Annotated in this window: 22 protein-coding genes and 2 pseudogenes; 17 read left to right on the top strand and 7 right to left on the bottom strand. The window is 42.7% G+C overall.

The window, feature by feature from the left end; genetic code table 11:
• Window positions 1–31 precede the first annotated feature (31 nt).
• The 4 genes and pseudogenes from IFO66_RS13705 (at window position 32) to IFO66_RS13690 (ending at window position 3,658) form a co-directional block, all read left to right on the top strand.
• Window positions 32–888, top strand: a pseudogene (locus IFO66_RS13705) (hypothetical protein).
• A gap of 40 nt (window positions 889–928) precedes the next feature.
• Entirely contained in the window at window positions 929–1,909 is a 981-nt protein-coding gene (locus tag IFO66_RS13700; RefSeq protein ID WP_192025689.1) for a polysaccharide biosynthesis protein, read from the top strand.
• Window positions 1,906–2,979 carry an undecaprenyldiphospho-muramoylpentapeptide beta-N-acetylglucosaminyltransferase gene (locus IFO66_RS13695; protein ID WP_192025688.1) on the top strand — a complete coding sequence of 358 codons (1,074 nt, stop codon included), beginning with the start codon at window positions 1,906–1,908 and terminating at the stop codon, window positions 2,977–2,979. The genes IFO66_RS13700 and IFO66_RS13695 overlap by 4 nt, the downstream gene beginning before the upstream one ends.
• A 67-nt stretch (window positions 2,980–3,046) precedes the next feature.
• Window positions 3,047–3,658 carry a flavin reductase family protein gene (locus IFO66_RS13690; RefSeq protein WP_192025687.1) on the top strand — a complete coding sequence of 204 codons (612 nt, stop codon included), beginning with the start codon at window positions 3,047–3,049 and terminating at the stop codon, window positions 3,656–3,658.
• Between the two features lie 90 nt (window positions 3,659–3,748).
• On the opposite strand, the pseudogene IFO66_RS13685 reads toward IFO66_RS13690, so the two are convergent.
• Window positions 3,749–3,871 (bottom strand): annotated as a pseudogene (locus tag IFO66_RS13685) (DJ-1/PfpI family protein); the annotation flags it as partial.
• Window positions 3,872–3,986: 115 nt separating this feature from the next.
• On the opposite strand from IFO66_RS13685, the gene IFO66_RS13680 reads away from it, so the two are divergent.
• From IFO66_RS13680 to IFO66_RS13660, 5 genes are all read left to right on the top strand, one after another.
• Window positions 3,987–4,397: a GNAT family N-acetyltransferase gene (locus IFO66_RS13680; protein WP_192025686.1), complete on the top strand. Its 411-nt coding sequence runs from the start codon at window positions 3,987–3,989 to the stop codon at window positions 4,395–4,397.
• Between the two features lie 128 nt (window positions 4,398–4,525).
• Window positions 4,526–5,128, top strand: a complete 603-nt coding sequence (locus IFO66_RS13675) for a hypothetical protein (protein ID WP_192025685.1) — start codon at window positions 4,526–4,528, stop codon at window positions 5,126–5,128.
• Window positions 5,129–5,329: 201 nt separating this feature from the next.
• Entirely contained in the window at window positions 5,330–5,725 is a 396-nt protein-coding gene (locus IFO66_RS13670; protein ID WP_192025684.1) for a hypothetical protein, read from the top strand.
• Window positions 5,726–5,750: 25 nt separating this feature from the next.
• Window positions 5,751–5,966: a hypothetical protein gene (locus IFO66_RS13665; RefSeq protein WP_192025683.1), complete on the top strand. Its 216-nt coding sequence runs from the start codon at window positions 5,751–5,753 to the stop codon at window positions 5,964–5,966.
• Between the two features lie 102 nt (window positions 5,967–6,068).
• Window positions 6,069–6,623, top strand: a complete 555-nt coding sequence (locus IFO66_RS13660) for an NADPH-dependent FMN reductase (protein ID WP_192025682.1) — start codon at window positions 6,069–6,071, stop codon at window positions 6,621–6,623.
• An 82-nt stretch (window positions 6,624–6,705) separates the two neighbouring features.
• Here the strand turns inward: IFO66_RS13660 and IFO66_RS13655 are convergent, their stop codons facing one another.
• From IFO66_RS13655 to IFO66_RS13640, 4 genes are read right to left on the bottom strand one after another with little or no spacing between them, the layout of a single operon-like run.
• A complete protein-coding gene (locus tag IFO66_RS13655) occupies window positions 6,706–7,797 on the bottom strand; it encodes a GerAB/ArcD/ProY family transporter (RefSeq protein ID WP_192025681.1) in 1,092 nt (363 codons plus the stop codon).
• Window positions 7,798–7,815: 18 nt separating this feature from the next.
• On the bottom strand, window positions 7,816–8,055 hold the full coding sequence (locus tag IFO66_RS13650; RefSeq protein WP_192025680.1) for a hypothetical protein: 240 nt from the start codon (window positions 8,053–8,055) through the stop codon (window positions 7,816–7,818).
• Window positions 8,056–8,073: 18 nt separating this feature from the next.
• Window positions 8,074–9,240 carry a Ger(x)C family spore germination protein gene (locus IFO66_RS13645; RefSeq protein WP_192025679.1) on the bottom strand — a complete coding sequence of 389 codons (1,167 nt, stop codon included), beginning with the start codon at window positions 9,238–9,240 and terminating at the stop codon, window positions 8,074–8,076.
• Between the two features lie 4 nt (window positions 9,241–9,244).
• Complete coding sequence (locus tag IFO66_RS13640; protein WP_192025678.1) at window positions 9,245–10,747, bottom strand: spore germination protein; 1,503 nt, start codon at window positions 10,745–10,747, stop codon at window positions 9,245–9,247.
• A gap of 437 nt (window positions 10,748–11,184) precedes the next feature.
• Here IFO66_RS13640 and IFO66_RS13635 point away from each other — a divergent pair, with 437 nt between their 5' ends.
• Window positions 11,185–12,849 carry a glycoside hydrolase family 19 protein gene (locus IFO66_RS13635; protein WP_192025677.1) on the top strand — a complete coding sequence of 555 codons (1,665 nt, stop codon included), beginning with the start codon at window positions 11,185–11,187 and terminating at the stop codon, window positions 12,847–12,849.
• Between the two features lie 156 nt (window positions 12,850–13,005).
• On the opposite strand, the gene IFO66_RS13630 is transcribed toward IFO66_RS13635, so the two are convergent.
• Both IFO66_RS13630 and IFO66_RS13625 read right to left on the bottom strand, forming a co-directional pair.
• Entirely contained in the window at window positions 13,006–14,169 is a 1,164-nt protein-coding gene (locus tag IFO66_RS13630) for an acyltransferase (protein ID WP_192025676.1), read from the bottom strand.
• A gap of 108 nt (window positions 14,170–14,277) precedes the next feature.
• Complete coding sequence (locus IFO66_RS13625; protein ID WP_192025675.1) at window positions 14,278–15,666, bottom strand: MATE family efflux transporter; 1,389 nt, start codon at window positions 15,664–15,666, stop codon at window positions 14,278–14,280.
• A gap of 251 nt (window positions 15,667–15,917) precedes the next feature.
• Between IFO66_RS13625 and IFO66_RS13620 the strand changes: the two genes are divergently transcribed.
• The 7 genes from IFO66_RS13620 to IFO66_RS13590 all read left to right on the top strand — a co-directional run bounded on the left by IFO66_RS13620 (window position 15,918) and on the right by IFO66_RS13590 (window position 23,936).
• Window positions 15,918–17,135 (top strand): ABC transporter substrate-binding protein, encoded by a 1,218-nt coding sequence (locus IFO66_RS13620; RefSeq protein WP_337913053.1) that lies wholly within the window; start codon window positions 15,918–15,920, stop codon window positions 17,133–17,135.
• 44 nt (window positions 17,136–17,179) lie between these two features.
• Entirely contained in the window at window positions 17,180–18,211 is a 1,032-nt protein-coding gene (locus tag IFO66_RS13615; protein WP_192025673.1) for an ABC transporter substrate-binding protein, read from the top strand.
• A gap of 10 nt (window positions 18,212–18,221) precedes the next feature.
• A complete protein-coding gene (locus IFO66_RS13610; protein ID WP_192025672.1) occupies window positions 18,222–19,064 on the top strand; it encodes an alpha/beta hydrolase in 843 nt (280 codons plus the stop codon).
• A gap of 28 nt (window positions 19,065–19,092) precedes the next feature.
• Entirely contained in the window at window positions 19,093–19,863 is a 771-nt protein-coding gene (locus tag IFO66_RS13605) for a 2,3-dihydro-2,3-dihydroxybenzoate dehydrogenase (protein WP_225445760.1), read from the top strand.
• A gap of 102 nt (window positions 19,864–19,965) precedes the next feature.
• A complete protein-coding gene (dhbC, locus tag IFO66_RS13600) occupies window positions 19,966–21,189 on the top strand; it encodes an isochorismate synthase DhbC (RefSeq protein ID WP_192025670.1) in 1,224 nt (407 codons plus the stop codon).
• Between the two features lie 40 nt (window positions 21,190–21,229).
• Window positions 21,230–22,870, top strand: coding sequence for a (2,3-dihydroxybenzoyl)adenylate synthase (locus IFO66_RS13595; protein WP_192025717.1), 1,641 nt, complete (start codon window positions 21,230–21,232; stop codon window positions 22,868–22,870).
• Window positions 22,871–22,934: 64 nt separating this feature from the next.
• A complete protein-coding gene (locus tag IFO66_RS13590) occupies window positions 22,935–23,936 on the top strand; it encodes an isochorismatase family protein (RefSeq protein ID WP_192025669.1) in 1,002 nt (333 codons plus the stop codon).
• The last annotated feature ends 7 nt before the right edge of the window (window positions 23,937–23,943 follow it).

Genomic DNA, 23,943 nt, shown 5'->3' with positions numbered 1-23,943 from the left:
ACATTGGTGTAACAGAAGCGAATTATGATGAATGCGAGGTGAAAATATGAAATCAACTAGTAAATCAAAATGTAGCAAATGGGTATTGTCACAAAAAATGAAAAAGCATACATTTGTACTATTGGCGATATGCCTTATGTTTACTACGGGATGTACGTCGACGGCACAGAAGACAGGGCCTGTCCCAGCACCAGACATACAAACGGAAACGAAAATAGAAGAGCAGACTGGAAAAATTAGTTTTTGGAACGAGCAGCGCAAAGGTACGAATTTTATGAACTCTACATCACTACCAGAAAACTATACAGCTGCGAAAGAAAATAATATCGAGTTCGTTCGTCTCGCGCCAGACAAATGGGGAAAGGACTCTGATATTTTCTTTAAGGACAAACCTGACCCTGAACCAGAAAAGGATTTCCTCATTGGCAGCGCAAACGGATATGAAGGCATTGTTGAAGAGGATTTTGCTAAACTTCAGCGCAAGGGCTTTACTTACGCTTACCCAGGAAAAGTAAAGGTAGGGAAAACAAAGAGGAAAAAGAGTTTAATCGTGAATCTTTGAAGCAATTTTTAGATCCTGTTGCAAAATGGGCAGCTGAGCATCAAATTCCGGCTAATCGTATCATTGCAGCTGAATTCGGTATTAACCGAATGGTAAGTGGTGCTGATCAGTACTTGGCTGATTTGATTTCTATTTTCGATGAGTATGGATGGCACTGGTCTTTCTATGCATTTCGTGAAGATACATGGGAAGGCATGGATTACGAGCTTGGTACAGGCAAGCCTCATTGGAAATATTGGGAGGCGCAAGAAAAAGGTGTGCCATATGTATACGGCAACGACAATAGCCCAATCTGGGATGTACTTAAAAAGGAATTGAATAAATAGTTACTAGACATAGAATTCATATGGGTACGGAGGAGAAACCATGTTCAACAAAACGATTTTAATTACAGGAGGCACGGGTTCTTGGGGCTATGCGCTTGTTTACAAACTATTGGAGTTGAATCCAGCAGAAATTCGCATTTTCTCACGTAACGAAGCATTGCAGGTAGAGATGAAGCAGCATTTTCGTGATGCTCGGTTGAAGTTTATCATTGGTGATATTCGAAATAAAGATGAGCTCATGATAGCGAGCAAAGGCGTGGATTATATCTACCATACAGCTGCACTTAAACATGTTCCGATTTGTGAACAGCAGCCAGATATGGCATTTAAAATAAATGTGATTGGCACACAGCATGTTATAGATGCTGCGATTGAGAATCAGATTAGCAAAGTCATCTATGTGTCTACAGATAAAGCATCGAATCCATCGAATACGTACGGAATGACGAAAGCCCTTGGAGAACGTCTTATTATCCATGCCAATGAAAAAAGTACGGCAACGAAATTCATCTCCGTACGAAGTGGAAATGTGCTAGGTTCGACAGGAAGTGTGATTCCGATCTTCAAGCGTCAGATTGAACAGAACTTGGATGTTACGATTACGGATATGCGGATGACGCGATTTTTTATTGCCCTAGAAGAAGCAGTGGACATGCTGCTAACGGCAACCGATCATGGATATGGCGGTGAAATATTTGTTTCTAAAATGCCTGCCTGCAAAATTATTGATATCGCGAAAGTGTTGATGGAGCAGCAAGGAAAGCCAGATTTACATCTTATAGAGACAGGAGTTCGTCCAGGAGAAACGCTGCACGAGATGCTAATCTCCGAATGCGAAAGTGAAACATCGATGCATTTCAATGAGAAGTATTTTGTCATTCTGCCGAATTTTCCAATAGCAGGGCTGCAAAAGCATTATGAACGATTTGAACGAGTTTCCTTTGACAAGTATGATTCGGAGCATATGCTTATGAGCAAAGGGGAAACGGAAAAGATGCTGCGTTCGGGCGGTTTTCTATGAAAAGAAAACGAATCCTTTTTACTGGTGGCGGGACGGCAGGGCATGTGACTGCTAACACGGTACTTCTGCCGAAGTTTGCTGCTAAAGGATGTGAACTTCATTATGTTGGCTCAGAGCATGGAATAGAGCGTAAAATGATTTCACAGTATGAGGACGTTACGTATCACTGTATTTCTACGGGTAAACTAAGAAGATATATGTCTTGGAGCAATCTAACAGACATGTTCAACGTGCTGAAGGGCATAATTCAAGCTTATTTTATTGTCGGAAAAGTAAAACCCGATATTTTATTTTCCAAAGGGGGCTTTGTCTCTGTACCTGTCGTCATCGGTGCACGTCTCCGTAGGGTGCCTATTGTGATTTTTGAACCTGATGTGAATTTGGGATTGGCAAATCGTATTTCTTATGCATTGTGTACGAAGATGTGTACGACATTTGAAGAAACGGCTACGCAATATCCATCGAATAAAACCGTTCATGTTGGTGCTATTGTAAAAGAAGAGCTGCAGCATGTAAGCGCAGAGCGTGGGCGTGCAGCTTGTGCGTTTACGAAGGACAAGCCCATCTTGCTTGTTGTCGGAGGAAGTCAAGGGGCACAGCGCATAAATGATATTGTGCGAAGTACGCTGCCATATGTGCTTCTGCACTTTCAAGTGGTTCATATTTGTGGGGCAGGGAAGCTGGATGCCATGATAAATCATGATGACTATAAGCAGTTTGAGTTCGTTGGTCAATTATACCCGGATCTTGTGGCAATGGCTGATGTAGTCGTGTCTCGGGCTGGTTCCAATACGATTCATGAACTGTTGGCACTGAGAAAACCAATGCTGCTCATTCCTCATACGGTAGGCGGGACAAAGACGGGACAGTTGATCAATGCGCAGTATTTTTGTAATAAAGGGTATGCGACTATGCTGCGTCAGGAAGAAATGACAGAGGAGCAATTTGTCCGTGTTGTGCTCGACGTGTATGAACAGCGTGAATACTATATAGAAGCAATGAAGAAAAGTGTAACGAATCAAGCGGTGGATAAGGTAATAACTCTAATTGACGATGTGCTGCAGCAGTAGCAAGTTGACAGAATCGTTGTTTTAAATTATCTTTAATTCAAGATAATTTAATGCGAGGAGATCAGTTATGATATCGATAGATGTAACACAACTTACGGATAAAGATGCTTATAAGCTGCTTATTGGCAGTGTTGTGCCAAGGCCGATTGCTTTTATCACGACGCTGTCACAAGAAGGTGTACTGAATGCAGCTCCGTTTAGTTATTTCTCTATCGTATCCAGCAATCCACCGATGCTCTCTGTATCGGTTCAGCGCAAAGCAGGCGTGATGAAGGATACAGCGAGAAATGCGATTGAATCTGCTGAACTTGTTATCCATATCGTCGATGAAGCTATCGTAAAGGCTGTCAACGAAACAGCTGCAAACGTGCCGCCATATGTGAGTGAAGTTGAACTTGCTCGCTTAACTCCGATTGAAAGCGAATCGATCCGTGTACCTGGGATAGCAGAATCTAAAATTCGCATGGAGTGTGTGCTTGAGAAGTCCATCCCACTAGGTGGTGCGGATGAAACACCTGCTTGTGATCTGCTCATTGCTCGCGTCGTTCTTGCGCATATTGCGGATGATATCTACGAGGACGGACGTATTGATGCGGAGCAGCTGCAGCCTGTGAGCCGAATGGCCGGGAGCTATTATTCGTCGTTAGGGAAATTGTTCTCGATTGAGCGTCCACAGTAATGTATTGGTTGCAGACTATGGTACATCCAATTCATTAGTAGCTGATCATAAAAGACCAAGCGTTTTCTACGCTTGGTCTTTTTCATGCATTTAAAAGTATAAATCCTTTCCTACAGGCTGAACCGTTTCTAATACAATGTCGACCATTTCTTCATGAACTAATGTTTTAATCATCCAAGCCGAGAGTTCTTGTGCTGTAAACAGCCTAGCTGAATGGTCAGCGAAATTATCGAAACAGACAATTGCAATTTTTATACTGAATCCTCCATTATTTTCATAGTGCGAATAGCATTTTTATTGTACATTTTAGGGAGTTTTATCCTGCGCAATGTTAATTGCGACAAACGAAGGAATACCTATGTATGAGAATAGGGGATTGGAACGAGAAAACCTTCTTATCCATCGGATAAAGCAAGCAAAAGAAGCACTAGTTGTCAGAGATTCTAATGGAACTATTATAGGCTTTGGTTTATCTATATTAGGACCTGTTAACTTGATTCTAGGACCTATCGTCGCCCCGGATGATTACATAGCAGCTTTATTAATTGATAAATTGTGCAACCATTATGTCGGTAAATTAAGAATTGATATTCCATCTGGGAACGACAGATTAATGGCGCATTTAGAAAAATGCGGATTTATTAAAGTAAATCAGCCTCCGATAATGATTAAAAATTCAAAGCAGCTACCATTACGCAACAGTACTTTATATGGAATAGCGGCTCAGATATTTGGGTAAGTTTGTTTGTTGATGTATTCTGTTTCTTGTTCATGCATTGCATGGTATAAGTAAGGTAGTGCAAATGGCCCCTTTGATAGCGAAACTTGTGGAAATTACAATGACATTTATATGGAGGATGGATAGCAATGGGAGTGAATTTCTCCGCAGTATTTCGTAACACACTTAGTTCAGAAGATATGTATCAGTTATGTGATGATCTAAATCAAGGTAGTAAGTTCCCGACACTACAAAAGTTTAGCGAAGAAATAGTGAAAAATAATCCGCATCTAAATACTATATGGAAATGGAGCTACTTTAGCTATGAGCACTCTGTAACAAATACGATTGAAGAAAAGTTAGAGGCTGACGGATATATTGAGCTGGATGGACCAGGGGGATTTGATTTGTTATTCAATCGGCATATAGTCGAGCTGTCTTCTGCTACTAGGTGGCTTTCTTTTTTAAGTGATCTTGAGCATCGAAATGAAATGAGAATGATTTGTTATGAAATAGCGTCTTATATGGGTGAAATACAGGCTATATACATGGGTGATAAATATTGTGCAACCGATTATGTATTCGACGGTAATACAATGGAGGAATATAAAGAATCTTTAATGAAGAGGTTCGGCTCATCAAAAAAGACAATTGATGATCTTTATATAGATCTAGGAGATTGTTGGGATTCAATTGGTTATTTTGAGGATCGTTTCCATGACTTTGAAATGATACATAAAGCAGGTAAGTAATTATCATGTTAGTTACAATGCTATTCTGGATTTAGACATACAATAATTGATATTTTTTATGAAAAGACCAAGCGTTGCTGCTATGGTCTTTTTTATATGACGGATTGTAAAATGAAGTGTGACAGATAAAAAAGAAAAGGCCCATGCTGGTTTTGTGTAAAATGGAAGTTACCACACCGAGGTACCGAATATGGTATTAGAGTGAAAGAATACGACGAAGGATTGATTGAGAGATATGTTGATGCACAGATTATTTCATCACGTGCTGCTGATTTGAGAAAGTTAAATAGCAAATGTAAAGATTTATTTATGCAGGTTAAATATCTAGTTACTGAATGGGATCCATTAGAATTAATTGCAGACGGTTCTCCAAATGAAGTATACGATCGTTTAACGACAAATTTAATCAGATTGCTTAGAGACGGACGAGATTATGAACAAATTTATGAGTTTATTACACGAGAATTAGATGGGTATCTTATTATGGGAATATGTTCGATTTCTGAAGAGGACATGGAGCAATATGAAAAGATGAATAGAGATTTTAGTTTATCGTTAACAACATGGTATCATAGTCTTATGTTGTCTAATACATAGCATACTAATTTCTAAGAGGTGGCACATGTCAATAGAGAGAAACGGTCATGTTTTAAAATACGAGGATGGGCGTTATTACATAGAAGAGGCGCCATATGCAACGGAAAAGCTTGATGAAGCAAAAATATATACGAAGTATTTCGACCTAGTTGAGGCACAGGGTGCTGCGCTTCGTCATACAGGTGAAACAGTAAAAATTACTGCGGTTTCCTTCTATGTATGCAATATAGCTGAAAAATAAGTTACTACTAATAGCAGTGGCCCTTTATATAACTTGATATCGCATAAGTACAGCCTTCTAGGAAATAGTAAAGAAATAACATTTCAGGAAGAGGGGCTTATCATGTCTAAGAAGATTGGGCTTATATGTGGAAGTTTGCGAAAACAATCCTATAATCGCATCATTGCAAATACGATTGTGGATTTGAACATTCTTGCTGCTTTTCATTGGATTGAGATTGGTGATCTCCCTCTATATAACGAAGATTTGGAAGCGGGGGAGCTGCCAGCAGCCGTAGTGACATTTAATAATGGGCTCCGAGATGCGGACGGTATTGTAATTGTCACGCCGGAGTACAATTCGGGTATTCCCGGAGTGCTCAAAAATGCGTTGGATTGGGCATCTCGCCCGCCAAGATCTGGAGCCTTGCAAGGAAAGCCGGTAGGGATTATTGGGGCGACACCTGGTGGGTTAGGCACGGCACTAGCTCAAGTACAGCTTCGACATACACTTGAAGCGATGCAAGTTCCTTGTCTGCCATTTCAAAAAGTGCGTATTTCGCAGGTACATGAAAAAGTAAATGCCGAGCTGAAAATCGTTTCGGATGAGCGCACCAAGCAGAACATTCAAAGCTACATCGAGCATTTTGTAAAATGGATTGAACATCGCTCTAATTAAAGGCTAGTAGCTACAGGCAATTCACGACTAAGATAAGACATGAAAAGAGGCATCAGCTAGCATGTGACATGCAGTTGATGCCTTACTTTTTTGCGCGTTTTTTTACAATGGTCATGACAAGCAAGATCAAAGGAATGATCGTTGTTGGTATAAGACTCGTATAAGGATAGGTTGTATAGTCGTATTTCATAATACTCGCCGAGCCATTCGTAAAGCTTTTTTCGCTCAATCCGAACAAGAGTAAGGCGGTCGGGACATGGAGCCATTTCGTATCAGGCAAAGAAAATAAATATTGGATGCACTTCATAGCTACATACAACGCGAGTATACCTTCAAATATAACGAGCATCGTCCAAAAGCCTATGGATACAATTTCAAACCGCTCAATGTCATCCCCGATGCGTACCATACTAATAGCTGTGAAAAATGGATACATTTTAATCTCAGCTAGATATGGGCCAATAGAGCCTATCGTTAAATAAGTGGCACTAAAGAAATAGATCCCCGCCAAAATAATGGCGATCATCGAATTTCGTGAAACAGCTTCTTTATCTTTGACGCGAGCAAACACGGCTGCGAATACAATAATTTTACTAAATGGAAAAGCGTACGTTCTAAATGATGAATAGGCAAGCTGCTTCGCCGAACTTTGAAACATAGGCAAGAATGGATTTGTATCGATGATGCTAGCTATTAATACACATACCGCAGTTAGTGAAATAACAGCTAATGGCAGTATAATTTGAGCGGTTCTGCCGATCGTCTCGAGGCCTAAATAAGCGGCGTAGGTCATGGCAATAAAAATGAGCAGATTAAATACATAGCTTGGTGTTTTTGGCATAATGGCCGTCGTATAGAACACGGTCAATGCTTTACTCGTTAGCGTACATAACTCAAAGCAATAGTAGAGGAACACGATCATGAAACCTTTCCCGATCCATTTTCCAACCAATTGCTCTGTATATTCAAATATCGTTTGTTCTGGGAATTGTCGTTGTATGTACAGTAGAATCCCTAACAGCACTAAGCTGCCAAGCATCGCCAAAAAAATAGACATCCAAGCGTCTGTCCCCAGCATTTTAATTTCCAGCATATATAGCGTAGCGAATCCTGATAAATAGGTGAAAATTAAATACCCAAGTTGCAGTGACGAAATTTTTCCATTGTCGCCCATGAAATGTACTCCCTTGAATTAAAGTCCTAATACATGCTGTCTAATGTAGTCCGAGACAGGACGATATAGTAAACGCTCTATGCTCTCTGGGGTAGGCATGGGCCAATCCGCGATGATGGCAACCGTATACAAGATGCCCAATAGAGATACGAACGAAAAAACGAACAGTCTGCGTTTTTCATGCTTCTTCCGTAAATGAACAATGGCCCCAACCATATAAGAGAAATATAGGATCAGAATGATGTAAATCAGGTTCACCAATTTGGCTCCTTTCCACTACTGAACATTACCGGTATTCCATATTGTTAGATTGACCGTGACGTGTACAGGCATTTTTTCAAATACAGTATTCCACTTAGGTTGTATTTGTTTCCATTTATTGGGATGATGCTGATATAGGTGGTTCCCGAATTCTAAATAGTCTACTTTTACTTTTCTTTGCGCCTTTGTAATGACGTGTTGGAAGTTTTGTTGGATTGATTTCTTAATAACCTTTTCTAAAGCGGGTATATTCATTTGATTCGCAGTTTGATTATGCTTAAGTTCATTAATGATGCAGGTGAAGTCAAAATAAATATCCATCTCTGGTTGATCACCGACAAAGTACGAGCGGATTTTTCTCGACTTAATAGCGACTTGAGCCGTAATGCTGTCAAAGTCATGTTCCTGATCCTTCACAACAAAGGTAGTTTGAACTTTGTCTTTGTCCGGGTCCGTCAATAAGCGCACGATTGCGGTCTCATCGCTGGAGAGCCAGTTAACGAACGTTCCCTTTTGTAAAAGAGCCGATCCATGCAGTGCTAGAACGGGTTCTGACTTTTCTTTAGGTGTTCTCGTAACGACTCGCCCTGTTATATAACCTTGTGTTGGATTTGCATCTTTGTTTATTAAATCTTTTACGGAAATACCTAAGCTGTTGCCAGTCTCATCTTGATTGCGTATCATGCCAAACAGTTCATTAACGACTAAATCTTGCGTTTCGGGCTTCGTTTTCAATATTTGTTCTGCATTCACGTCACTGATTAGCACAAGGCTGGTACTTCGAATTTCTCGATTGCGTTGTAAAAAATCAATAATTTCGGGCATCGAATGACGAGCCGCGTCTCGACTGATGATGAAAATGCGATTATGAAACCAAAACAGTTTTTTACTAGCTCGAAATCGTAAATGTTGGGCACTTTCCATAATTGAATTGCCTGTAGCAGAACCGAGCCATTCGTTGAGTGAATCTTGTTGCGTTGCGTTCGTTCCTTTACTCGTAGGCTGAAGCGTATATACGGTAATCTGATGCTTGTTCGTGTCCTGATCCCAATCGATGCCGGTTGCCATGACGATCGAAACTTGATTCAGCTCACGAATATCCGTGGAGCAGCTTGACAACAAGAGGAGCAGGTATAAGCAGATGAAAGCATAGGCAACAAAACGGCGATCCCATAGCATCATAATATTACTCCTTACTTTTCGAATACTCGTCTAACTGATTCATTTGATATTCAGGAAGCGATGCGCCACTGCCCCTCGATTCTCTTACTTGGTAAGGAACAATAAATATGTTCTTGAGCCAGCTTCTCCAATGCATCGGGGCAACTGGTGACAACAGAGGAGCTCCAAATGAACGTAGTGAGCTTACATGCAAAATAAGCAATAGACTGCAAATGGCAATGCCAAACACACCTGTAGCGGCCGCAATAAACATAATCGGAAAGCGCATAATCCGAAAAGCAATTGCCGCATTGAACGCAGGAATCGCAAATGAAGCAATGCCTGTCGTAGCAACGACAATAACCATCGGTCTTGATACGATACCGGACTGCACCGCTGCTTCCCCGATAACTAACGCTCCTACGATACTAATCGTCTGTCCTACCGTACGAGGCAGGCGAATGCCAGCCTCACGAAGCAGTTCGAACGCAATCTCCATAATTAACGCTTCAATAAACGTCGGGAAGGGGACTCCAGACTTGGCTGCACTGAACGTTAGCAGCAGCGGAGTCGGCAGCATTTCTTGATGGAACGTGGTAAGCGCCACGTACAAAGAAGGCCCTAATAAAGAAATGACAAGCGCAAGAATCCGTAAAGCTCTAGTTACATTTGCAAAATAAAAGCGCTCATAATAATCTTCACTTGCCTGTAAAAAGTCCGTGAACAGCGTAGGGATAATAAGGACGGAAGGTGTCCCATCTACCAAAACAACAATTCTACCTTCATTTAATGCAGCGACAATCCGATCAGGACGCTCTGTCATCGCGATTTGTGGGAATGGTGTAAATACATGATCTTGAATCTGTTCTTCTAATTGAGCACTTTCGATCAACGTATCCAGCTTGACTTGTCCGATTCGTCGTTCAAACTCCGCGAGCACCATTTTATCTACAAGATGTTGTAAATAAACAGCCTGAACCTCCGTATTGCTATTACTGCCAATCGTGTACTTTTTCGTTTTTAAATAGGGTGTTTTTAATCGTCGATAAATCATTGCAAGATTCGTTTGAATTTGCTCATTAAAAGATTCTCTCGGCCCCCTCACAACAGGCTCTGTTTTCGATTCTTCGATGGAGCGTGTTTGGTAGCCTGGGATAGGTATACCGTACGCTTCTTCTTTACCTTGCACCAAGCAAATGAAGCCAGCGTTAAACAAGAAGGTAGCGATAGCTTGATGATCAGTAAATGTCTGTACGCTACCCATTGTTGACAAGCATTCCATGACTGTGTCTTCGTTTATCGCATCTAGATTCAGTTGGAGCAGCTGTGAGTTCAAATGTTTCTCGTCGATTAGAATATCCAAATAGCATATGGCAAGGGCTGATTCTGTATCCGAAATTTGCAAGATGCGGTGCCTATAGTTGGAGTTGTCTGTAAAAAACGCAGACAATGTCGACAAATTGACATCGACCTGTTTGCTAATATTGGCTTGCTCTTGTGCTGCGTGCGCATTAGATTGGTTAGGCATATTTGGATCACCTCACCAAATATGGTTCTTCAAGCATAGCGGATTTATTCAAATGTAAGTTCATGCCAGCGATTTAAACAGTGGTGAATTTATGGCAAGCGGAGAGTATGATCATTTCGTGTAGAATGAGATTCTCTTTTTTTCTTGTCGAATCGTTTAGTAGAGCAAAACTATGAACATGCATCAGTTTACAAAAAAATTAAATAGTGACAACGAGCCGTCTATCAAATTATAATACAAGTGTTGACTAATATATGGAAATGGGGGATATAACGTACGCTTTAAATCGTTTTTTAAGATTTTTTTGTAAGCGCTCTATTTTTTTATTGGCGATCAGATTCTAGCATTCGACTTTTTCAGCAGGTATCGCAGCTTTGTTCTGTACGAAACCATCTAGAATGTGCGGAGAGAAACCAAAAATGTAGAGGAGGCTCATTATGAAATCGAACAAACAATCATCTCAACGTAAAAATATGGTGCGTAATATTAGTGCAGTACTTGGTGCAGCTATGATCGTATCTACTCCAGTTGCAGGAGGAGCAGCGTATGCAGCATCGAGCAATTCCTTCGCTGTAGCTCAAGTTACGGCACCTGCTTGGAATGCGAGCACAGCTTACACTGCAGGCGCTAAAGTAAGTTATAACGGTAAAACATATGAAGCGAAGTGGTGGACGCAAGGCGAAAATCCCGAAACTTCTAGTGTATGGAAACTGGTAACCACGGAGCCAAACCCAGGCGGTGGAAATGATACAGTAGCTCCAAGCGTACCAGCAGGACTTGTGTCATCCAACCCGACTTCAACATCCCTCACATTGTCTTGGACTGCATCGACCGATAATGTTGGCGTCGCCAAATACGATATATTTAGAAATGCGGTCAAAGTAGGTTCCTCGACGACAACTTCCTATACGGACAATGGCTTGACAGCTAATACGGCTTACAGTTATACCGTTAAAGCGCTAGATGCGGCAGGCAATGCTTCAGCTGCAAGTACAGCTCTTTCTGCAACAACATCGAATACTGGAACTGGTGAAGGTCCACTCCTCCCGGTTGGTGGAAGCCGTGTCATTACAGATCAGCAAATTCAACAAACGTGGGGTGGTATTGATCCACAGTATTCACCAGATCAAGCGGCCCAAGCAGTAAATGCTGCTCTTCCTAAAGCAGAGTATGAAACGTTGTTCCCATTGCGTACAGGTACGCCAGGATGGCATCAAAAAGCGGCAGGCAAGCCATATTACAAACCTGGACAAACAGACTACTATTCTTATGATAATTTGATTGCGGCTGTTCGCGATGTTGCGAATATCAAATATAAAGAAGTCTACCGTGGACCAAGCAACTGGACGAAGCAAATTTGGCGTTTGGACAAGACTACGAAGACAGAAACACTCTTGTTTGAAGAAAAAGAGTTTAATGCAGAGTGGAACATCGGTAAGCCAACACGTTCCAGAATTATTGATTTCGGTACGTTCTTAAAAGAAGGAACGGAAGTGAACCGTAAGCGTGAGCTTGCTGCTTTCCTAGCAAATATTTCGCATGAAACAGGTGGAGGCTGGCCAGGAGCCCCAGGTGGAGAACTAAGCTGGGCACTATTCTTTAACGAAGAAGTTAAATATGTCAATGGTCAAGGCGGAATTGGATATGTGCAAAGCAACAGTGATTATCCACCAGTAGCAGGCAAATCTTATCATGGTCGTGGTCCGATCCAGTTGAGCTGGAACTACAACTATGGTTTGATCGGCTCCATTATTTTCGGGGATAAGAATGTATTGCTGAATAACCCTGAGAAAATTACAGATGATGGACGACTTGGCTTTATGACAGCTATTTTGTTCTGGATGACGCCGCAAGATCCTAAGCCTTCTTGCCATGACATTATCGTTGGCAACTATGTACCGACAGCAGCACAGCTTGCTAAAGGACTTGTGCCTGGCTTCGGTGCAACAATCATGGTTATTAATGGAGCACAAGAAGGTAACCGCGATGAGTCCGATGTTCGTGTAGGCCGCCGTGTAGCTCACTACATCGAAATTACGGGTCGTGCTGGCGTTAACATTCAAGGTGAAAAGTTGAATACACTTGGTATGCAGGCATTCTAAACTATTATTTACATGATCGAGAGCGACGGGGAAACCCGTCGTTTTCATTTGCTTCAATTCGTTCGTCAGGAGTAGACGTAAATAGCAGCAAAAAATAAGCGAGGAAGCTGTAATTGGCTCCTCGCTTACACTCGTTTATATAGTTAGAAAGTATGATTACATCGTTGCTGAAGTAGAGTTGCTTTTTGGAGTTTTGGATTGCACTCTTCTCAAGCCAGTCATTATATGCCCCATAGGCAGTTTGGACAATACATAAGTTAACATGACAGATAAGAACGAAGCGATCACAAAGGCAATAATGGTTCTCAGCGTTACATTTATAGAACTAGAGAAATAGTCAGGCAGCCAATAGGATAGTCCCAGCACAAACGCATGTACGAGATACGCACCATAAGAATAGTGACTAATAAACGTAACGACACGACGCGTGGGGCTGTTCGCAATGTTGCTTACACGCATGCAAAATAGATAAGTAGCGAATACGGAGCTTATCAAAAATAGCGCCGTGACAGGTCGCAGCAGAAGTAGTTGGCTGTATTCTGTTTTCAACGCTGGAAGAAGTCCAAAGCTTGAAATGGTACGATACGCCATAATACCGCTCATCACGATAAACAAGGAATATATCCATCCAGCATGGCGGCTTAACCATGCTCTCCAGTGTGTAATCGTCAGACCGGCCAATGCGCCAAGAGCAAAGTAATAGAAGAAGTTAAGTGCATTTCGATCCGCATATTTAGTCAAAATAGGTGTAATCAATGGAATGTTCCATCGCGCAGCCGTTACATGAATCGGGTACGTCATTAATAGGATATAAACGATTCCCAATATAGAGAAGGCTGTATAGACAGCAAGTGGTGTACGAATCCATCTCTTTGCTTGCATAATGATAAAGCGAGATATAGGGAACGTAATATACAGCTGAATAATCATGATAACATACCAAAGATGGTAGGATGCTTTACCTGTCAGAAATACCTCTCCAAACCTATTGATTGCAGATAGCACGTCCATATGATTTTGAATTAGCAAATAAATAAAAGACCAAAATAAGTACGGTACGATAATGTCGCTAAACCGCTTCTTCATAAATGTCCAGTAATTCAGTCGACCATCGTAATTATAAAATAGAACGAGTCCTGTTATAAAAATAAACATGGGTACGGCGAATTTAGAAATTAGCAGTAAAAAGGTGAAGGCAACACCGTCTGCTAAATGAGCCTCAGGGACAAAAATGTAATGCCCGATGGAGTGCTGCAGGACAACAGCGAGAAAGGCAAATGCTCTAATATAATGAATTTCTTCGATATGTTCTTTTTTCATTGTTTCATTATAGCGAGAAATGAGATTTGACACTAGGTGAATTTTTGGTATCGCTACGTTTACTTACGTTTGTATAAAGATATGAGCATTCCCAGTCTAAACTCAAAATTACAAGGAAGCCGCGATTGCTTTTTCTTGTGAACGAAGTCTCGTGAATTCCTTCTTTATTAGTATAAATATCCACAGTACCATGATTGCATCTATGGCAAGTGAGCCCCAATATATGCCTGACACACCGATAAATTCAGGTAAGATCAGCATGACCGGAATATAGAAGATTACTTGCCTTACAATTCCGATCATAGCAGCCGGTTTACCTTTATCAATGGAAGGGAAGAACGTCATCGCCATGAATAGAATCGATAGCATTGGCAATATAGCCATATAAATACGGAAGTACAATAGATTGTCAGCACTAAAGGCTTGGTTTGGAAGCATAAAGCTAAGCACAAACTCTGGTGCAATCATGGAAATAATCCAAAAAGGAAGAGTCAGCAGCATGGAGGCAAGCGCAAATATATAGTAAGCACGAATGACCCGCTCATACTGACCAGCCCCATAGTTAATGCCAATGACGGGCTGTAAGGCCCTCATCAAGCCAAAAATAGGAGTCAGCAAAAACGTAAACACGCGAAAAACAACACCATAGAAGGCAATATCCATTACGGTACCATGTCTAGAAAGAGCATTGAAGACAACGACGGCCTGCACAAAATTCATCAGCATCATAATGAGTGAAGACATGCCAAGCCCAATGATGGACTTCATCGTTGCGATATCTCTATGAAAGGAAAATACTTTTGTTTTGAAAGAAGCATATCCACGGACAAAGTAAATCCAACCTAATAGGGTATAAACAGCCATTCCCATATTAGTAGCCCATGCAGCGCCTTCAACACCGAGATCCAGCAGGGCAACGAATACATAATTAAATAATATATCTGCCGCAAGACCAATTCCCATCACGACAGCGGCTGACTTCATTTTTCCCTCTGCGCGAACAATCATATTGGCGGCAAGACCGTAAATCCAGAAGAACGAGCCGAGCACTGTAATTTTAAAATAGCTATCCCCAAGAGCGAGTGCTTCTCCTTCTCCGCCCATCATCTTAATTAGTGAAGTAGAGAAGATTAGTCCTAACACGGTATAAACGACGGTTATGATGATCGTGATGTAATTGACATTTCCAAGTAAGCGTTCTTGCGTGACGTGGTCTTGGCGACCGATGGCGATACTAAGGACGGAACCTGCTCCGACACCAATTAATGAACCTAATCCTGTACTAAGTTGAGTGAGGGGATAGGCGACGGATACACCTGCAAGTGCGGTTTCACCGATGTAATGACCGACAAATACAGCTGCAATAACCGCATTTAAACCGTAGAGCACCATGGCAATAATAGCTGGCCAAGACAGCTGATACATAACCTTCCACACATTCTCATTCAGTATAAAATGGGTTTGCCGATTTTTTTCGCTTACAATTGCACTTTCCATCGTAAATCACTCCGTTTCTTATGAAAATACTTAGTGATTAAGTTCCTTGTTGAGAGTATGAGCTTGAAAGATAATGGAAGAGATTTTCTCTTCTTACATGGAGTGTGTGAGTGTAAACAAGTTCTGTTGAAGATTGACGAAAAAGAGGCAGTATGGTAGTTTAAAAACGACAATGATAATCATTATCAATTAATTATTATACATGCGCTTTTTTATCTGTGCAATTGATTATATTGATGGGGTGGTTCTACGTGGGTTCACAAATAGAGTTACAACTAGACAGAAGCTCAATTGCTTCAGGTGACAGCCGAAAAACGAGTTTAATAGAAGTAAAAGCATTTATCGATGAGCATTTTGATGAACCAATTTCGATTGGATTGCTGGCAGAGATGGCTAATGTGTGTCCGAAATACTTTGTTGATTTATTCAAAAAAACATTTGGCCAAAGCACAATGGATTATGTTACGAACGTCCGCATTAATCATGCGAAACGATATTTAGCCGAAACAGACTGTTTACTGCGTGACATCGCAGTCAAAGTTGGATATAAAGATGAATTCTACTTTAGTCGTAAATTTAAAAAAGAAGTCGGCATTTCACCATCTGACTTTGCCAAAAATACGCGCAGAGTGATTGCGACTTGTTCTTCCTCCATTATTGGACAGTTGCTGCCTTTGAACGTAATGCCTGTAGTAGCACCACTCGATGCCAAATGGACACCATATTATTACAATGTTTACCACTCCGAGATTAAATCCCACTTAAAGCTTACCGCACCATATCACGATAGTAATTTCGAAGAAAATGCAGATAAACTGTTTCAAGCCAAGCCTGATGCCATTATTGGAATGGATCATCTATCAGCAGACGAAATTAGCAAGCTTGAGCATATCGCTCCGTCACTTATTGTTCCAGCCCACGCAGGATGGAGAGAGCAGTTAACGATGATAGCTGCGTTTTTAAATAAAGAAGAGCAAGCACAGCAGTGGATCGAGCAGTATGAACAACGAGTTCAATATGCACGCTCACAAATTGAACAAGTAGTGGGTCAGGAGAGTATTTTGACGCTGCGCATATTTGGGTCCAGCATTCATGTGTACAGCAATCGTGGTTTAGAGGAGGTACTTTACGAAGACTTGCAGCTGGAACCTACTTATGGAATAAGCGTTAGGAACAATCAGCAGATTACGATTACGAAGCTGCTGCAGTGTAATCCGGATCGCATATTTATTGCGGTATGTCCAGAAGCTTCTTCTCGTAGATACTGGCTTGGATTGCAGCATTCTGCCGAATGGAGAAAGCTAAAAGCGGTTGCGAATCGCAATGTATATATGATTTCTTCTGATCCTTGGTTTGAATACTCTGCACTAGCTATTAGCAGGATGCTTGATGAAGCGTTGCTCCTCTTTACAGGAGATTGTCCAAATGCACTTCTGGATAATAGCCATGGTGTATCGTTTGGTACCTAATATATACTCGACTTAATTGAGAATTATTATCAAAGAGGAGATGAATGGTGTTGGACAGTTTTTCAAAAGGAAGGAATGCTTGGAGGACACGGGTATCAGTAATCTTGTGCTCTGCAATTATAGTTGGATTGCTGGCAGGTTGTGGAGATAGCCCAAGCAAAGAAGATGCATCTGCCAAGCAATCGAGTTCGAATGCATCCACTACTGAAGTTGCTCCTGCTGGGCAGCAAAGTGCTGCGCCTAGTGAGCGAACGATAACCGATGAACTTGGCAATGAAGTTAAGCTGCCAGCAGAGGTGAAAAGTGTCTTTGCTCCGAACATGGAAGATTCGTTAGTTGCATTGGGCGTGAGCCCTGTTGCGCAATGGTCGAATGGAAAGTTGGGACATTTTTATTTGCAAGATCAGCTGAAGGATGTACCTAAGATTGACCACTCAGGAGGGCTTCCTGGACCTGAAGTATTAATGGCTCATAATCCTGATCTTATTGTTTTGCATGCGGAGTCATATGCCAAGAACGGAGCGTATGAGAATTATGCCAAAATTGCCCCGACCTATGTGTTCAAGAATGCTGCTGGAGATATTGAGAAGTCCCTAATTACATTAGGAGATTTGCTTGGCAAGTCTAACGAAGCAGAACAGGCTGTACAAGCTTACAAGCAAAAAGTGAGTGAAGCGAAAGACAAGCTGAGCAGCGTGGTTGGCGATAAAAAGGTTGCGATTATCCGCTTTGCACCTCGGGGCGTCAGTTTGATGGGTGGCGAATATTTTTGTGGATATGCGTTGCATCAAGATTTGGGACTTGGTATGTCCAAGCTCGTTGAGAACAAAACAGCGGCCAATATTTCATTAGAAATACTGCCCGAATTGGATGCGGACTTCATATTTGTCATCAATGCTTATGATCAAGGAACAGAGCGCATGACAGAGATGATGGCAAGCGATATTTGGAAGAGCATGCCAGCTGTCAAAAATGGTCATGTATATGAAGTTAATAATCAGCATTGGCTCGGAAGCGGTCTTATTGCATATGAAAAGATTATTGACGATACGGTTCGATTACTAACGAGCAAATAGGGAGGATATCATGAGCAACCGTACGGTTTCGATTGATATGATGCGTCGTAGATTGGAATTGCCTCGTGCGGAGCATTGGGTCATGCGTTCGCAGGCTGAACAGCGCACATATCGCATTATTGTGGCACAACCACTGGGAGAAGCTCCACCATCAGGATACCCGGTTATTTATATGTTAGATGGAAATTGCGTGTTTAACACGATGGTAGAAGCTTTACGCTTGCAATGCCGTCGTCCAGAGAAAACAGGTGTTGTTCCTGCGGTTATCGTTGGAATAGGGTATGAAACAGAGAGTCAGTTCTCACCTGATCGTTTCTATGATTATACGCCATTTCCGAACACGAGTATTTTGAACAAATCGGATGGATCGCCCTTGCCTGAACAGGGTGGTGCTGAGGCATTCCTGAAATTTGTAGAGGAAGAAGTAAAGCCTCAAATCGAAAGTGAATTCAACATTGATCGTAATCGGCAGGCGTTATTTGGCCATTCGCTCGGTGGGTTATTCACCTTGTATGCCATGTTTAGCAGGCCGCATGCCTTTCAATATTATATTGCAGGCAGCCCGTCTATTCATTGGAATAAAGAATATTTGCAAGAGCTGGAACAAAACTTTAGTGCTCGAGTAAAGGAAGAGCCACATCACATACGCTTGATGCTTGGTGCGGGCGAGCTGGAAAAAACGCATGTAGCAGGCAATTGCGCGAAAGCATGTCAGCTCTCTGAGCGGCTAGCATTTTTGTCCGATTATGGTGTTCATGCGGAATACAAGGAATTTGAAGGCGAGGGCCATGTATCGGTGCTGCCGGTTCTGATCGCCCGAGCATTGCGATTTGCTTTGCATCCTGAACATTAAGGAGGTTTCAGCAGTGAATTATCCATGCATGGAAGGGAAAGTTGCACTTGTCACTGGTGCTGCTCAAGGTATCGGTGAAGCAGTAGTGCGGGCTCTTGCTGAACAAGGTGCAAGGATAGCGGCTGTAGATCGTAACGAGGCTGGATTGCACAGCCTCGTCGTTGATCTAACAGGAATTGGGGCCAACGTGTCCTCCTATACTGTAGATGTAGGAAGTAGTTCTGAAGTTGAGGCTGCTGTCGAACAAATTGAGCGAAATCTAGGTCCAATTGACATCTTGGTAAATGTGGCAGGTGTGCTGCGAATGGGAGCAATCGAGTCACTGAGTGACGAGGACTGGCAATTGCACTTTACAGTTAACACGAATGGCGTATTTTACACTTCCCGAGCTGTGGTACAACGTATGGCAGCCCGCAAATGCGGAGCTATCGTGACAGTTAGTTCGAATGCCTCAAAAGTTCCTCGTACACAAATGTCTGCCTATGTAGCATCCAAGGCGGCATCGACAATGTTCACCAAGTGCTTGGCATTGGAGTACGCCAAGGACAACATACGATGCAATGTAGTATCGCCTGGCTCTACGGACACAGAGATGCAGCGTCTGTTGTGGAAAGATGAGAATGGAGCACAGCCAATTATTGATGGCTCTTTGGAATCGTATAGAGTGGGCATACCATTAGGCAAGATTGCAACTCCTGCTGATATTGCAGATTCCGTTCTCTTCCTCCTTTCTTCTCGCGCAGGACATATTACGATGCATGATGTTTGTGTTGATGGTGGCGCTACTTTAGGCTCTTGACGTAAATCGACGTCTTCGAAGTAGTTTGATTTCGGTAAAGACCGCGATATTACCCCAAATGATAAATTCATAAATTTCACATACAGGAAGGAGATTCTGATTATGTTGAATGTTGAAACGCTAACCGTTGCTGATGCCGAACAACTGATTAAACAATATCGAACAGGCTCGTCTTTCTTCTTCTCCTCACCACGCAAAACATTGTTAACCCAAGGTGAATATGCAAGACTATCCTATCCGACAGGTTCTGAATCCAAACCATTACCACAACGCGTAGCAGAACTGCTGGAGACAGCAAAACGAGCAGGGCGAACGCAATCGATCGTCGTAGGAGCTATACCTTTTCATACGAACAAGCCAGCGCATCTGTTTATACCAGGTGCCGTCGAAATGTATGATGCTCTGAAATTTGCATCAGATCGGGCACCAGAAAGGCCGCAAATATCCAATTATCAAGTACAGCCTGTCCCAGAGCCAGAACAATTCAAGCAAGGTGTCAATCGATTGTTGGAGCTCTTTCATGCAGGTGTGCTTCAAAAAGCAGTGCTCTCCCGAACGCTGCATATATCTTTACCTCAAGCTTTGCAAATTCCCCAATTGTTAGCTCATTTAGCTTTTTATCATTCCCATGGTTATACATTTGCCGTCCCATTAGTGCCTGAGCAATCATCTTCATCGAATTCTGGTACTGTTTCAACTGAATCAGCTAGAACGCTAGTTGGGGCTAGCCCTGAACTACTTGTAACGAAGAAGGGGCTTCAAATTAAGGCTAATCCATTAGCAGGCTCTGCTGCGCGCAGTAATGATCCAATTGAAGATGAGCGGAGGGCCGCAGCATTATTGGCATCCACAAAAGATCGATATGAGCATGCCATCGTGATCGAAGCGGTTGCAAAAGCGCTTGAACCATATTGTAGCAAATTGGAGGTTCCTTCAGAACCATCGCTTGTACAAACGAAAGCAATGTGGCATCTTTCTACAGAATTAACTGGGGTATTGAAGGACGAATCGATCACATCACTTGATCTTGCTTTGGCGATGCATCCAACACCAGCCATATGCGGCACGCCTACTGACTTGGCTCGAGACGTTATTCAGGAGATCGAGCCATTTGATCGTGGATTTTATACAGGTGCAGTAGGATGGACGGATGAGAATGGTGACGGTGAATGGGCTGTAACCATTCGTTGCGCGGATACGGAAGGGCTATCGATGAAAGTGTACGCGGGAGCGGGAATTGTTGCAGCTTCTAGTGCTGAATCAGAGCTTGCCGAAACGTCGGCTAAGTTCCGCACAATGCTGGCTGCAATGGGCTTGAATGAATAAGAACCGAAAAGTACTCGTTAGGACCTAGGAGGGATACATGATGCTGGCAGGGTGCCCAACATGGCCAGAAGAATATGCAGAGCGTTATCGTCAAAACGGATGCTGGGAAGGGATCACATTTGGAGAAATGTTGAGTCAGCGAGCATTAGCTCTTGGCGAGCATATCGCAGTTGTTTGCGGTGATCAAAAAGTGAGCTATGCAGAGCTTGATCATAGAGTGGATCGTTTAGTCGCTGGGTTTCGGCAATTAGGAATCAGGAAGCAGGATCGGGTTATCGTTCAATTGCCGAACATTGCCCAATTTTTCGATGCGATATTTGCTTTGTTTCGTATTGGAGCGCTTCCTGTATTTGCCTTGCCCGTTCATCGTGAAAATGAAATTGTTTACTTATGCGAATTCAGTGAGGCAGCTGCTTATATCATCCCAGACAAGGATGCGGGCTATGACTATTGCGAACTGGCAGCCAAAGTGAAAAAAGCAGTTCCAGGTCTGCGCCATGTCATTGTTGCAGGTGAACCGAGTTCGGACGAGTTCCATGCCATGCATAATCTGTATATCGACAAGGGAGAGGAGCTGCAAGATGGGGAGCCTGAAGGTCCCCAATCGAGTGACGTCGCATTTCTTCAGCTGTCAGGAGGAACGACGGGGCTGCCTAAGCTTATCCCGCGAACGCATGATGACTATATGTACAGTTTGCGCATGAGTGCGGAAATTTGTGAGCTCAGCAAGGACAGCGTATATTTGGCTGTACTGCCTACTGCGCATAATTTCCCGCTCAGTTCACCAGGTGTGCTAGGAACTTTGTATGCGGGAGGAAAGGTTGTACTCGCTCGGAGGGCAAGTCCAGATGTGGCGTTTCCACTTATCGCCAACGAGGGCGTGACGATTACGGCGCTCGTCCCTCCGCTTGCGATTGTGTGGCTTGATGCGGCGGAAACTCGTCGCCATGAACTATCGAAGCTTGAAGTCCTTCAAGTGGGCGGCGCCAAGTTCAGTTCGGAATTAGCCAAGCGAGTCAGTTCTGTAATGGGCTGCAAGCTGCAGCAAGTATATGGCATGGCTGAAGGTCTTGTTAACTATACGCGTTTACATGATTCACACGAAATTACTATAAATACGCAAGGACGCCCTATGTCCCCTTATGATGAAGTGCGGATCGTAGATGAAGATGATAACGAAGTTGCAATCGGTGAAGTAGGCGAGTTGTTGACACGTGGTCCCTATACGATACGAGGCTACTATAAGGCAGAGAAACATAATGAGAAAGCCTTTACCGCAGATGGATTTTATCGCACAGGTGACTTAGCTAGTATGACTCCTGAAGGTTATTTAGTAATTGAAGGGCGGTCCAAAGACCAAATTAATCGAGGTGGCGATAAAGTAGCAGCTGAGGAAGTTGAGAATCACTTGCTTGCTCATCCAGCTGTGCATGATGCGGCTGTCGTTGCTATGCCCGATGAGTTTCTTGGTGAGCGAACCTGTGCCTTCATTATTACTCACGATACAGCAGTGACAGGTAACGAGCTTAAAGTATTCCTTAGGCAAAGAGGACTTGCCGCTTATAAAATACCTGATCGGGTAGAATTTATGGACGAGTTCCCTCAAACGGGAGTAGGTAAAGTAAGCAAAAAGAGTTTGCGTGAGTTCATAGCCGCCAAACAGAACGTCTTAACACATTGATACCTAGCTCGAAAATAATCTATTACATGACTTATTCAATATACTGCAGAAATGAGGAGATTTGATGGCTCTTCCTACTATATTGCCTTATCCAATGCCTTTAGAAAGTGAGCTGCCTAAAAATAAGGTTGCTTGGACCGTAGATTCTAATCGTGCGGTATTACTTATTCATGACATGCAGCAATATTTCATAGATGCCTTTACACCTGAGCAATCGCCTGTGGTGGAACTAATCGCGAATATTCAGAAGTTGAAAGCCTACTGCGCGGAGCAGGGAATCCCAGTTGTGTATTCGGCGCAACCGGGCGGCCAGACAATTGAACAGCGCGGATTGCTGCAAGATTTCTGGGGTTCTGGCATTAATGATGGTCCTTATCAGAAGAAGTTTGTGGATGCAGTTGCTCCAAGTGAACAAGATATTTTGCTCACGAAATGGAGATATAGTGCATTTCAAAAGACAAATTTGACCGAACTGATGCGCGAGCAAGGTCGCGATCAGCTTATGATATGCGGAATATATGCACATATTGGATGCTTGCTTACGGCTTGTGAAGCATTTATGCAGGATATTCAACCGTTCTTTATCGCCGATGCGCTTGCTGATTTTTCAGAAGAGAAGCATCGCATGGCACTTACTTATGCTGCGGAACGCTGTGCGGTTACGATTACGACAGATCGTCTTATCTTATCTACAAGTCGAGCGCAGGTTGCTGCTTCTGCAGAGTGCATGGATGCGCCAAGCGTGGCGGTACGTACAGGTGTTAAAGAGCCGGGTCAACCTGTTTCCCAAGTTGAAAACAGTCTTATTTCTGAGCATTCGCTGCAAGCGGACGTGGCAGCACTGTTACAGGAAGAGCCTTCTAATATCGGTGTTGATGATAATTTAATTGAATATTGGGGTCTAGATTCGATTCGAATGATGAGTTTGGCTGAGCGTTGGCGTCGTGCTGGTATCCCTATCAGTTTTGTGGAACTAGCGGAGCAGCCTACCTTGGCTAGCTGGTGGAAGCTATTGTCGCAGAAAATGAATATGCCGCTTCCTAATTATGATTACTATACCGTGTAAAGGAGAT

This window comes from Paenibacillus arenosi, from assembly GCF_014841135.1.
Taxonomy (GTDB): domain Bacteria; phylum Bacillota; class Bacilli; order Paenibacillales; family Paenibacillaceae; genus Paenibacillus_B; species Paenibacillus_B arenosi.
The sequence above is the reverse complement of the archived record's forward strand: the minus strand, read 5'-3'. Positions and strand labels throughout refer to the sequence as shown.